The 11378-nt window shown below is 67.1% G+C and carries 17 protein-coding genes; 13 read left to right on the top strand and 4 right to left on the bottom strand.

What is annotated here, in order from left to right:
• The 4 genes from SACHA_RS26025 to SACHA_RS0106805 form a co-directional block, all read left to right on the top strand.
• The coding region (locus SACHA_RS26025) for a transglycosylase SLT domain-containing protein (protein WP_019808237.1) at nucleotides 1-630 on the top strand (630 nt) is incomplete at its 5' end.
• Between the two features lie 220 nt (nucleotides 631-850).
• The gene (locus SACHA_RS0106815; protein ID WP_019808235.1) at nucleotides 851-1228 is read left to right on the top strand and encodes a carboxymuconolactone decarboxylase family protein; all 378 of its coding nucleotides are present in this window, start codon (nucleotides 851-853) and stop codon (nucleotides 1226-1228) included.
• 218 nt (nucleotides 1229-1446) lie between these two features.
• A complete protein-coding gene (locus SACHA_RS0106810) occupies nucleotides 1447-2187 on the top strand; it encodes a M15 family metallopeptidase (RefSeq protein WP_019808233.1) in 741 nt (246 codons plus the stop codon).
• Between the two features lie 325 nt (nucleotides 2188-2512).
• Complete coding sequence (locus tag SACHA_RS0106805; RefSeq protein ID WP_019808231.1) at nucleotides 2513-2893, top strand: VOC family protein; 381 nt, start codon at nucleotides 2513-2515, stop codon at nucleotides 2891-2893.
• Nucleotides 2894-3042: 149 nt separating this feature from the next.
• Here SACHA_RS0106805 and SACHA_RS0106800 read toward each other — a convergent pair whose 3' ends face one another.
• On the bottom strand, nucleotides 3043-3456 hold the full coding sequence (locus tag SACHA_RS0106800; protein ID WP_019808229.1) for a PaaI family thioesterase: 414 nt from the start codon (nucleotides 3454-3456) through the stop codon (nucleotides 3043-3045).
• 121 nt (nucleotides 3457-3577) lie between these two features.
• Here SACHA_RS0106800 and SACHA_RS0106795 point away from each other — a divergent pair, with 121 nt between their 5' ends.
• Both SACHA_RS0106795 and SACHA_RS24355 read left to right on the top strand, forming a co-directional pair.
• Nucleotides 3578-4417 carry an MmyB family transcriptional regulator gene (locus SACHA_RS0106795; RefSeq protein ID WP_019808227.1) on the top strand — a complete coding sequence of 280 codons (840 nt, stop codon included), beginning with the start codon at nucleotides 3578-3580 and terminating at the stop codon, nucleotides 4415-4417.
• Between the two features lie 310 nt (nucleotides 4418-4727).
• A complete protein-coding gene (locus tag SACHA_RS24355) occupies nucleotides 4728-6182 on the top strand; it encodes an ApeA N-terminal domain 1-containing protein (RefSeq protein WP_157601614.1) in 1455 nt (484 codons plus the stop codon).
• Here the strand turns inward: SACHA_RS24355 and SACHA_RS23750 are convergent.
• Both SACHA_RS23750 and SACHA_RS0106790 read right to left on the bottom strand, forming a co-directional pair.
• The gene (locus SACHA_RS23750; protein ID WP_083935791.1) at nucleotides 6168-6530 is read right to left on the bottom strand and encodes a signal peptidase I; all 363 of its coding nucleotides are present in this window, start codon (nucleotides 6528-6530) and stop codon (nucleotides 6168-6170) included. The two genes, SACHA_RS24355 and SACHA_RS23750, sit on opposite strands and share 15 nt — an antisense overlap.
• On the bottom strand, nucleotides 6527-8104 hold the full coding sequence (locus SACHA_RS0106790; protein WP_019808225.1) for a hypothetical protein: 1578 nt from the start codon (nucleotides 8102-8104) through the stop codon (nucleotides 6527-6529). The genes SACHA_RS23750 and SACHA_RS0106790 overlap by 4 nt, the downstream gene beginning before the upstream one ends.
• 187 nt (nucleotides 8105-8291) lie before the next feature.
• On the opposite strand from SACHA_RS0106790, the gene SACHA_RS0106785 reads away from it, so the two are divergent.
• On the top strand, nucleotides 8292-8501 hold the full coding sequence (locus SACHA_RS0106785) for a hypothetical protein (RefSeq protein ID WP_019808224.1): 210 nt from the start codon (nucleotides 8292-8294) through the stop codon (nucleotides 8499-8501).
• On the opposite strand, the gene SACHA_RS0106780 is transcribed toward SACHA_RS0106785, so the two are convergent.
• Entirely contained in the window at nucleotides 8498-8818 is a 321-nt protein-coding gene (locus SACHA_RS0106780; RefSeq protein ID WP_019808222.1) for a helix-turn-helix domain-containing protein, read from the bottom strand. The genes SACHA_RS0106785 and SACHA_RS0106780 overlap by 4 nt on opposite strands.
• Before the next feature lie 163 nt (nucleotides 8819-8981).
• On the opposite strand from SACHA_RS0106780, the gene SACHA_RS0106775 reads away from it, so the two are divergent.
• The 6 genes from SACHA_RS0106775 to SACHA_RS25025 all read left to right on the top strand — a co-directional run.
• The gene (locus SACHA_RS0106775; protein WP_019808220.1) at nucleotides 8982-9284 is read left to right on the top strand and encodes a hypothetical protein; all 303 of its coding nucleotides are present in this window, start codon (nucleotides 8982-8984) and stop codon (nucleotides 9282-9284) included.
• The gene (locus SACHA_RS0106770; protein ID WP_019808219.1) at nucleotides 9284-9751 is read left to right on the top strand and encodes a DUF3307 domain-containing protein; all 468 of its coding nucleotides are present in this window, start codon (nucleotides 9284-9286) and stop codon (nucleotides 9749-9751) included. The genes SACHA_RS0106775 and SACHA_RS0106770 overlap by 1 nt, the downstream gene beginning before the upstream one ends.
• Complete coding sequence (locus SACHA_RS0106765; protein ID WP_019808218.1) at nucleotides 9751-10614, top strand: hypothetical protein; 864 nt, start codon at nucleotides 9751-9753, stop codon at nucleotides 10612-10614. The genes SACHA_RS0106770 and SACHA_RS0106765 overlap by 1 nt, the downstream gene beginning before the upstream one ends.
• Nucleotides 10615-10749: 135 nt before the next feature.
• Nucleotides 10750-10983, top strand: coding sequence for a hypothetical protein (locus tag SACHA_RS0106760; protein ID WP_083935789.1), 234 nt, complete (start codon nucleotides 10750-10752; stop codon nucleotides 10981-10983).
• Nucleotides 10980-11192, top strand: a complete 213-nt coding sequence (locus SACHA_RS0106755; protein WP_019808216.1) for a hypothetical protein — start codon at nucleotides 10980-10982, stop codon at nucleotides 11190-11192. Before SACHA_RS0106760 ends, SACHA_RS0106755 begins: the two co-directional genes overlap by 4 nt.
• Nucleotides 11185-11378 (top strand): hypothetical protein (locus tag SACHA_RS25025; protein WP_034240101.1); only part of this gene is annotated, 194 nt, incomplete at its 3' end. The genes SACHA_RS0106755 and SACHA_RS25025, both read left to right, overlap by 8 nt.

Here is an 11378-nt window from a genome sequence, read left to right as displayed (position 1 = left end):
GGCGCCGGCTCCCCCGACGCCGGCTCGGACGACGCCGGTGACCGTGCCGAGGCCAAGGGCGGCGACGGCGGCGGTGAACCCGCAGGCGGTGGGCAGCCCGCTCCGAAGAGCGGCGACCCGAAGGGGGAGAACACCCCCGCGGACGCGGACAAGGACGACGGTGGTGACCCCGCTGCGAAGAAGGGCGAGCCCCAGCCGGCCGAGCCGGCCGGCGCCGAGGGCAAGGGCGGTGGTGCGGCACCCGCGCCCGCTCCCGCGGCGGTGGAGCCGGTCGACGAACTCGACGGCTGGATCCGCACCGCCATCGGCATCCTGCAGGACAACGGCACCCCGGTCTCCACCGAGCACGTCGACGAGATCCGGACCATCATCGAGAAGGAGTCGAGCGGGGACCCCAGGGCCATCAACAACTGGGACATCAACGCCAAGCGTGGAACCCCGTCCAAGGGCCTGATGCAGACCATCGACCCGACGTTCGACGCCTACAAGCTGCCGGGCCACGGTGAGATCTACGACCCGGTCGACAACATCATCGCGGGTGTGCGCTACACCTTCGACCGCTACGGCGGCTTCGCCGAGCACCCCGGTCTGGCCTCGATGGCCGAGGGGGGCGGCTACCAGGGCTACTGAGGGGCCCGGACGCCTCCTGCGGGGCTGGTTGTTCCTCGGGTGGGGCCCGGTCGCTTCCGGTGGGAAGGGACCGGGCCCCACGCCTGTCGGGCCACGTTCCGGTTCCGTGGTGCGCCCGATCCCGCGTACCGTGATCATCGGAGGGTGTGGCCGTGCCGTATGCGGGGCATCCGTGCATGGTCCGGACATCCTCGGACGGGTGAGTGACACGGAGGCGTCGATGACGAGCTACGGCAGGGCGGTGCGACACGAACTGGGGGCTCCCACCCGGGAGCTGCGCCGGTGGATCCCCGGCGCGTACGAGGGGTACAAACAGCTCCACGACGCCGTCATGTCCGCGGGGGAGCTCGACGCGAAGACCAAGGAGCTCATCGCGCTCGCCGTCTCGGTGAGCAGGCAGTGCGACGGGTGCATCGCCGCCCACGCCCAGGGCGCGGTCCGCAACGGCGCGACCCCGGGTGAGGCGGCCGAGGCGATCGGGGTGAACTTCATGATGGACGGCGGCCCCGCCACCGTGTACGGGGCCCGGGCCTTCGCCGCCGTCACCGAGTACCACGAACGCGAACACGGCACGTCGGAGCCGACACCGGACGGCTGACCCGCACCCCGAGCGGCTCCTCTCCACCGGGCGACGAGAGAACCCGTCACGGCGAATTCGGCCCCGCCGGTCATCGCGGGGGCCAGGCTACGGCGTCCGGCCCACGACGACCGGCGGCGCCCGTTCGGCTGGAGATCACCGGCGCGTGTTGTCCCGGTGTGGCACGGACGATGAGCATGACGCCCCGACGAGGTCCGAACCGGTCCCGAGGAGGCGAAATGTTCAGACGTGCCGCGACTCTGTTCGCCGCGTTGGCGTTGGCGGTCGGAGGTCTGGCGGGTGTCGCGGTCACCGCGCCACCGACGGCGTCGGCCGATTCCTGCTACACCTGGGACCGCACCCTGCAACGCGGCGCGAGCGGCAGTGATGTCGCGCAGTTGCAGATTCGGGTGGCCGGCTGGGTGAGCTACGGCGAGACACTCGCCATCGACGGGCAGTACGGCCCCGCGACCGAGGCCGCCGTGCAGCGATTCCAGAGCGGGTACGGACTGGCGGTCGACGGGGTGGCCGGGCCACAGACCTACGACCAGATCTACGCGTTGCAGGACGCCGACTGCACGCCGATCCACTTCAGCCATTCCGAGTTCAACGACAACTGCGGGGCGAACAACTACTACGGCGGCAAGGTGTCCGCGGCGACCGCGCGGGAGAACATCCGCCGGGTCATGTGGCAACTGGAGGCGCTGCGGCACGAGCTCGGCGACCGCCCGCTCGTGATCACTTCCGGCTTCCGCAGCGAATCGTGCAACGCCGCGGTCGGCGGATCCTCGACCAGCCTGCACATGTACGGCCGGGCGGCCGACCTCGGACTGGCGAGCGGCCCGACACAGTGTCAGATGTGGTCCTCGGCGCGCTCGGCGGGCTTCGAGGAGATCCTCGGCCCGGGCTATCCGGGTCACAACGACCACGTGCACGTCGGCAACAAGTCCACCCGCTTCTGGCGCGCCCCGAACTGCTGACCCCGACCCCGCGAGTCGACACCCCAAAACTGCGAATTGACGCTGCACGACTGCGAATTGACGCTGCACGGCCGCGAGTTGACGGCCGTGCAGCGTCGACCGCGCTCCCGGCCATGGGCGCGGGTCCCCGGACCGGAAGCGAACTCCGAGGCAGTGGTGTGGAGTCGGCCGCCTCCCGCGTCGCATGTGTGGCCGGGCGCCTCCGCGATCAAAACTCTTCGTGACCGCTCGCTTCGTCCTGGTACGTTCCGGGTGGTCGCGCTGGGGGGGGAAGTCCAGGAACCCACCCGCGGCCTGGTTTCCCCGCTGAGAGTAGGTGCGGTCAATGGCGTGTCGTATCAGTGAGCTCGTGCTCAACTGCCACGATCCCGAGTGGCTGGCGCGATTCTGGTGCGACGTTCTGGACTTCGTCGTGCTCGACCCCGACGACCACGGTGCGATCGAGATCGGACCGCGGGAGGGCTTCGGCGGACCGCAGCCGACTCTGATCTTTCGTCCCAGCACCGAACCGAAGGCCGGAACGCTGCCGCTGCACATCGACGTCAACGCCACCGACCGCGATATGGACGCCGAACTCGAACGTCTCCTGGCGCTCGGGGCCCGCCCGGCCGACATCGGCCAGACCGGCGAGGAGCCCTGGCACATTCTCGCCGACCCCGAGGGCAATGCGTTCTGCCTGCTGAAGGCCCGCCTCGACCCGCTCTGACGGCCAGGTGCCCGAGGTGCGGCGCGACGGAATGATCGCGACTTCGCGGTCCTGCGACGCCGCGGTCGGCGGGTCGTCGACGAGCCTGCACAGGTACGGCCGGGCGGTGACCTCGGGCCGGGGGCCGACGTCACCGGTGCCGTGAGTCGTCAGCCGGTGCTCACGGTCTGACTCTGCACGACGTGAGCGACGGGGCGATCCGCGGAGTCGGTGAGGTCGGTGCCGACCACGATGATGTTTCGGCCCCGATGCAGGGGGCGGGCGAACGCGACGACGTCGCCGTGCCCGACACTTCGGAAGAAGTTGGTCTTCGACTCGATCGTCGTCGTGGTGGCGCCGTCCGGAAGGCCGACATACGCGCACGCGGCTCCGGCAGTGTCCGCCAGTGTCATGAGTACGCCACCGTGCAGGACACCTTCGGCTGTGCAGAGCTCCCGGGCCCATGCGAGCCGGAGTCGGGTCTCCGCCGGGGTCCAGCTGAGCACGTCGATGCCCAGGGTGTGCGCCGCGGGTACGAGCGTGTGCAGCGTCCGGGCCGTCCGGTGCGGATTCGTCGTGGTCATCGTTCTTCCTCCGGGTGGGCGAACAGGACCACGGTCGCCGTCGCGGACGTTCGTGTCGATTACCCGAGAGGTAATGGCATCCGCACAACACCGCCCATACCGTTGTCACGGTGAGTACCCGATGACCCGGACCAGGCACGACCGGCCGACCGCCGGTGAGCTCCTGCGTCGATGGCGCCGACATCGCAGGCTGAGCCAACTCGAACTGGCAACGCAGGCCGACATCTCGACTCGGCACCTGAGTTTCGTGGAGACGGGGCGGGCTCGGCCGGGTCGCGACGTTCTGCTGCGCCTCGCCGAACACCTCACCGTGCCACTGCGCGAGCGCAACCAACTGCTGCTCGCCGCGGGCCACGCACCGTGCTACGGCGAAACACCGTTGGCACAGCCTGCCATGTCGGCCGTGCGTGCCGCCGTGCGTCGGGTGGTGACCGGCCACGAGCCCTATCCGGCTGTCGTCGTCGACCGTGCGTGGAACCTCGTGGATGCGAACGCGAGTGTCACGCTGTTCACCGACGGGCTCGCCGAAGCGTTGCTGACCGCACCGGTCAACGTGCTGCGCGCCAGCCTGCACCCGGACGGTATGGCTCCGCGCATCGTCAATCTCGGCGAGTGGCGTGCGCATCTGCTCACCCGCCTGCACCGGCAGATCACCGGCACCGCCGACCCTGAGCTGGCCGCCCTCTACGACGAGCTGTGCGCCTACCCGTGCGACCAGTCGGAACCCGTCGTCGAGACGCCGGGCCAGGGCGACGTGGTGACACCGCTGCGTGTCCGGCACAGCGAGGGCGACCTCGCCTTCGTGAGTACCGTGGCCACCTTCGGCGCCCCGCTCGACGTGACCGTCGCCGAACTCGCGATCGAGTCCTTCTTCCCCGCGGACACGCACACCGCCTCGGTGCTGCGGCGGCGGTACAACGCGACGGAATCGGACACGATGCCGAGTTCATCCGGAATGTGATTCAGGACGAACCGTCGCGGGGCGTATCTCGCCTACGGCCCGGAGAACACGGTCCCGATGCGTTCGCGACCTTCTGATTTGGGCGCCCTCGGCAGGATTCGAACCTGCGACACCTGCCTCCGGAGGGTTGGGCGCCATAGGGCACTCTGACGCTGCTGAACTGCGGAAACCCACACAAGCAGACACGAGGTAGCGGCGCTGTGGCCAGATATTGGCCGGACTCGATCAGCGGACGCCCGGAGACGTAACGGTCTACAACCTCCGGTCGGGTCGGTCGGAGTATGATCGCGCGCTCACAGTAAGGCCATGGATGGAGGACGCCATGTTGGAGTCTCTCGATGAGCTAGGAACATTCTGGATCCCTGGGAGGGAGGACGATAAGCTTTCTGGAAGATTAATCTTCAATCCCAAGGAATCTGAAATCTCCTTGCTGCTCGTCGGCTCTTTCAGTGATGCCGATTCAATGGGAATGCGCGATGTTGAGCGAATATTTGGATGGGTCGGGAAAAAGAAAGTGACAGTCGACCGATGCTTCACCTCTTCTTCGAAGGTATCCAGCCCCGGAGTCAATAGTACCAGCATTATTGGAAATCGAATCTTCCTAGGTGCGCACATTGAAGTCGATGACTCGTCGTTCAAAGCTGTGACGCTCAGCTTCAGCGACCTTGGTAATTGGGCTAGCAAGTCCGGCATCGTGTATAAGATGGACTCCGGTAGGGCGAGCGATGTGCAGGACGAGGTATTCAGTGCCAGTTACGTAGTTCCCGAAAAAGAGCTCAGCTGGTTCGATCGAGGGAAGATCATATTATCCTACCGACGGCATTGTCCGCTCCGGAGGCGGGAAATTCATCTCGAGGAGTGGCCGACGATCACTATTGAATACGCTACAGACCAACCGCTGAGCTCTATCTGGCAAGATGTCGGTGCGGTGCATGACCTGTTGATCCTTTGCATGGACGGTCATGTCGCGGTCGACAGGTGCATTTTGGAGTCGACGTCCCTCCGTAAACAAGATTTGGCAGGAGGAAATCTCGGCCCGCAGGCTATCGAGTTGCTTGACCTACCTATCCGTTATACACCCCCTCAAGAGCGGAAACCACGATATTATCATGATATGTTGCTAAGCTTTGAAGAACTCGGTGGTATCGACGGGGTCGCGCGATGGATCGACTCGCATCGGCGTTTTAGGCGTTCGCTTGAGTCATTCATGAGCGTAAGGCACGCAGATAAGATATTCGCCGAAAATCGGTTCCTTAACGTAACTTACGCTGCGGAAGCCTTCCATAGGGCTGTCTATGGAGGAAAAGAGATGGAAGAAGGGTCATATAACGCCCAGATGGATAGGTGGCTTGAAGTGACCCCAGAGGAACATCACGAGTGGCTGATCAATCGGTTGCGATATGCGAACGAGCCTTCGCTCAACAAGCGGCTTCAGGGGTTGGCGCAATCTTGCGGTAGTAGCGTTAGGGGGCTGATTGGAGAGAGGGGGAAGTGGGCCTACACGTTAGCGCAAGTGAGGAACCATCTAACTCATTTGAGCGAAGAATCTCATCGTTTCTCCGGGGAAGAGTTGAACTGGCTATCTGAGTCCGTATACTCAGTGGTTCGAGTATGTATGCTGCTTGAGTCTGGGGTAGATAGTTCAGTTCTTGACAGGAAGAGTGGCTCGCATCGGATGATCTGGTATAAAGATCACTTGAGGCAAAGTATTAAAAGCGTGCGGGCGAAGTTGAGGCTCGGCGCTTCCGGATCAATCACTACCTGATGATGATGGCCATCGGACAGTCACCACTACGGAGTTCTGTATTGCTCGCCATGAGTGATCCGTGCCCGGTCCCCACACAAGGTAGTCCCCTTGGCTCGAGAGGATCGCATCGCCGTCGCGGAACTGGACACGGAAGTGTCCCTGGACGAGCAGCACGAGTGTGGTGCGCTTGTCTCCGGTGACCCACTCGGGTCGTTCCTCGCCTGCCTCGTGCACGCCCCACTTGACTTCGAGCGTATCGGTCGACCGCTCTCCTGCTGAGGGGTCGAGGAAGTGTCCGAGGATCCAGCCGCGGTGCTCGGCCCCGTCGTCGGCTGCATTGCCGCTGTACCAGGCGCGCTGGGTCATTCGAGCTCCCATCCAACGGTCGGTAGGTGGACGCGGTCACCGCCGAGATCGTTGAGGCGGCGGAGTGCTTGGAGGAAGGCGAAGACACCTTCGTTGCTCCAGCCGGTGTCACCGATGAGGTCGGTGAGGAGGTCGTGGTCGGTGCTGGAGTACTGCTTGAGGCTGTCGGATTCCCAGTTGGCTTCGATGTGTCCGCCGTAGGTGTTCCAGAAGGTCTCGTCCTGGATGACGACGAGGCTGGCGTACTCGTAGTTCCCGCTGACGAGGTTGAGGCCGAATCCGGTGCACTCCATCTGCCAGGCGTCTGGGTGGTCGGTGAGCCAGCGCATCGGCTCGGAGAGCCGGCTCGGGTGCATCGGGTCGGCCCTGCGTTGGGCGCTGAGGGTGCCGTCGACGTCGTCCCGGCCGAACAGCTCCTCCTCCATCTCGCGCCGCAGTGTGGCTCCGATCTGGGTGTCGTCGCGGTAGTCGGTCAGGGGCTCGTGGAAGCATTTCGGGATGACCGCCAGCCGCCGTGCGGCGTTGAGTACACGCCCGCCGCGTTCCTGGACCAACAGCAGGTAGTCGGGTTCGGCGCGGCGTGGCCCGGCTGGGCGGGCGATGGCGCACAGCGCCAGGGCTCCGCCCGCGCACAGGCGGTTGCTGACGTCGATCACGGTCGCGGCATCGGGGAGGTAATGCTGCCGTAGCGGGAGCGTCTCGGCGGTGGGCTCCTGGCCGCCGGCGAGTACGTCCACGAGTTCGCCTTCGAGCAGGTCCATGGTGAGCGCGTACTCGACGAACGAGCTCATGCCGAAGGCTCCCGCCAGCTTCCCGCGGCTGACGTCGATCTCGGCGAGCCGGTACAGCGTGGCGTCGACCATGCGCGTGTTCGTCTCCAGCGTTTCCGCCACACGCCGCACCGCGCCCTCGATCGCCTGCGGATCGCCCGTCGGCTGTGGTGTCGGGGTGCTGACGAGGGCTGCCCGGTCGTGTTCCGGGGTGAGCGGGCAGTCGAGATCAAGCCAGTCGGCTCGGGTGAGCACGCTTGTCCGTACCCGCTGACCGTCGCCGTAGCGGGCGCTGTAGGTGCCGTAGCCGGGCGGCATGTCGGCGTAGAAGGCGTGGAGTGCTGAGGCGATGTCCTCACGTTCGATGCGGCTGCGTCGTTGGCCCCGGTCTTGCAGCTCCATCGGATCGAGCTCGACCACGGTGGCGGCCACGCGCTGACGGGCGGTGCCGGGTGTCCACTCGGCTACCCGATCGAGCCACGCGAGCCCGGCACCGATGTTCGGGTCAGCGTTGAGACGCTTCTCCGCCTCCGTCAGGTCCGCGTTGCTCGGTGAGTCCGCTGGAGTGGTCTCGGCCGTGATCATCAGCCCGAACCGTGCCTGCGCGGGCTCAGGCGCTTCGTAGAGCACCGTGTCGAGCGCTTCCTGCATCTCGGTGGTGAGCTGCGCCTGTGGGTTGGCGTTCCACTTCGCCACGGTGCGCACCGCCGTGCCGAGGCGTTCGGCGAAGCGTTCGTTGGTCAGCCGGAGAGCCTTCTGCAGGGCACTCGCCCGGTGACCGGTCCAGACATCGATCACGTCCACGGCGACGCTCCCTTCCCGTGTTCCTCGGCGACTGTCAGCCGAGTGCATCGCGGGTGCACTGTCGGTTCATCGCTGGTCAGCGGTTCACCGCCTTGAATGAAAGGCATGGAACACAGCACACCGCGCGAAGGTCGCACCGGGCTCACCCCCGGCGTATCCGCGGTGACGGATCGACTGGGAGGAAGCCATGCCGAAGAAGAATCAGACCGTCCTGCCGGCCGCCGGCGGTGGCAGCAGCGTGTTGCCGAAGCTGCTCGGCACGCTGCTGCTGCTCGGTGCATTGGTCGTGGTGGTGAAGCACCCGGCCGACGCAGCGACGTGGGTGCAGACCCTGGGGACCTGGGTAGGCGGTGCAGCGGACGGCGTGGCCGCGTTCTTCCAGCAGCTCGCGGGTTAGGACGCGGACGCATCCTCGATCCTCCGCACGCGCTGTTCGAGGTCAGCCAGAGCGTTCTCGAGTCGAGCGACGCGGTCTGGGTCGGGAGCGACGGACTCGCCCTCGGACACCTGCTCAAGGTGCCGCGACGGCCACCCCAACGCTTCCGAGATCGCCGCCAGCGTGTGCGGTGTGCGCCGCTTGGCGACGCCGTGCTGCATCTGTCGCAGGGTCGCCGGACTCACCCGCGACTTGCTCGCGAGTTCCGCCTGCGTCATCCCGAGTTCGGCCAATCGAGTGTTGATGGCCTCGGCGACCGCGTTCCAGTCCTTGCCCACTAAGACCTCCTACACGCGCTTCTACCAGCGCCAACGATAGCGCTACAAGACCCGACACAGGGTCAACTCGCCAACACAACGACACGTTCCCTTCGCTATGCCGCTTGCGTAAGCGCTATTAATAGCGCTACTGTCAGCGGTGCAATCGACAGGAAGGAAGCACATGAAGACCGCACGGATCACAAGTCGCCGGGCCCGCGAGGTCGTGGCTGTGGCGACGGACATCGATGTTTGCGCTGCGCAGCGGGAGGGGGACGCGCACGTGGAGCGGGAGGAGATCGAGCGGTTGCTCGATGAGGTTGATCGGGAGTTGGCCGAGGAGGAGCGGACCGCGGCGGTGCGGCTTGATCGGTCGTTTCTCGATGCGCGTCGGGCGTGGCGTGCGGTGCGGCGGGGTGAGCGCGCGGTGTTGCGGGCGTTGCCGTCGCGGTGGGACGTGGCCGACTCGGCGGGGGAGGTGGCGTGATGGCGGCGTCTGTGGAGGCGGTGACGTTCGCGGTGGTGTTGCCGTCGTTGTTGGTGGCGCATCAGGTGGCGGATCACTGGGTGCAGACCAGTCACCAGTCGGCCCGGAAGGGTCGTGCGGGCTGGGTGGGCCGGTGGAACTGCGCCAAGCATGTGGCCAGCTACACCGTGGTGACCGCGGTGGCGGTCGGTGTGGTGTGGGCAGTGCTGGGGCTGTCGATCACCCCGGCCGGGTTCGTCGCGGGCCAGGCGGTGTCGGCGGTGACGCATTACTGGGCGGACCGGCGCACGACGTTGGCGCGGCTTGCCGCGCTGCTGCGGCTTGAGGGGTTCTACCGCCTGGGCGCTCCCCGTCCGGGGCGGGATGACAACCCGAGTCTGGGCACGGGGGCCTACCAGCTGGATCAGTCGTGGCATTGGGCGTGGTTGTTCGCCGCGGCGCTGGTCACCTCGGTGGGGGTGGCGTGATGAGCACGGTGGATGTGGCGCCGGAGGCGTTCGGGCTCACCCGCGAGCGGGCGTTGTCGGACGGGTCTGCGGTGGCGCATGTGGCCACACTGATCCACGAGGGCGCGCACGCGGCCTGTGCCCGGTTCCTGGGCCACGAGGTGCGGGAGCGGACGGTACGGCTGCATCCGGAGGGGCAGCACGTGGGCATGGTGCGGTGGTTCCCGACTGAGCGCACGTCGCCGGTCGAGCGGGTCCGGGTCGCGATGATCGGCCCTGCGGCGCAAACGCTGTGGCTTGAGGGCCTGGCTCGCCGGTGGGGCACCAGCACGGCGGAAACCAACTGGGTGGGCCCGGATGATGTCGACACCGCCCGGCCCTATCTCGCCGCCGCCGGCTTCGAGGGCGAGGTGACCGAGGCCGTGTCCCGCGCGTTCCACTCCGCCACCGGCGTCGCCCAGCGCCTGTGGTCCGACATCGTGCGCGAGGCGCTCAGCATCACCAGCGACTGCGACTGCCTGCCCCGCCCCGACCTCGGGGCGGCCCGGACTGATCCGCCCGCCACGCCCTCCTCGTCCGTTCCGTCCGCCATTCCGGCCAGCAGCACGACCACCCCGATGGGAGCACCGATGATCGAGCAGGTTCGCCACGCGATCAGCCTGTCCACCGACAAGGCCGAGACCATCCAGGCCGCCCTCAGCCAGGCCGCCGCCGAGGCCGCCGAGATCCGCGCGCTGCTCACGGAGGCGCTGCAGGGCAGCGGCTCGGCCGAGGCCGAGCAGGCGTTGGCCGCGATCGCCCACCTCGACGAGCAGCTCCAGATCCCACGCCAGGCCCTCGGCCACGCCAGCGAGGCCCTGTCCACCTACGCCGCCCGCCTGTGAAGCCCGAGAAGGAGGCGCGTGATGGCCCTGCGCTGGCACACCACCGCTGACCCCGGACCGGCCCATTCCGCCAAGAACACAACCGGCCCGGGGCTCCCCCACCAGACAGCAACGGACTCGAAGGGAAGAGGACTGATGGTAGACGAGCCCAACACCCCGCAGGCAGGGCCCGAGCGGGTGTTCCCGCTGCCCCGCCCGGAGGCCGACCCGCGGTTCACGGTCGGGCTGCTGCTCGACGTCACGCAGGTACTGGCCCGGCACGGCTACCCGGCGGACCAGGCCACCGGCCACGACCTCGCCAACTTGCGACAGGCCCTGTTCGGCTTCCTCTACGCCCCGCAGACCGCCGACGGGGGTGAGGACTCGTGAGCATGGCCGACATCCTCGCCACCCACGGCGGCTGGCGGCTGGCGCTGTTCGCCGCGGCGGTGCTGCTGTACCTGCTCATCCACGCCGCGCGCCTGCCGTTCGTGGCCGTTGCCCGCCTGTTGGCCGGGCTGCTGCGCGGACTCGACACCCGCCTATCGGCCGCACTCACCCCGCCTGTGACTCGTGCCGGAGGGAGTAGCCATGCCTGACACCACCACGACCGAGGTCGACACCACCATGCAGGGCGAGTTGGCCCGGCGTGCCGACTCGGCCCACCGCAGCCGCGCCGACCGGGTCAGCTCCACGCTCGGCTACTACAGCCCGGAGTTGGCCGCCGCGACCACTCTCGGCGGCCTCGGAGCCGTGCTGTGGCACCCGGCCGTGGCGGCCGTGGC

Source organism: Saccharomonospora halophila 8, from assembly GCF_000383775.1.
GTDB classification, from domain to species: domain Bacteria; phylum Actinomycetota; class Actinomycetes; order Mycobacteriales; family Pseudonocardiaceae; genus Saccharomonospora; species Saccharomonospora halophila.
This window is presented reverse-complemented; position numbering and strand designations above follow the sequence as displayed.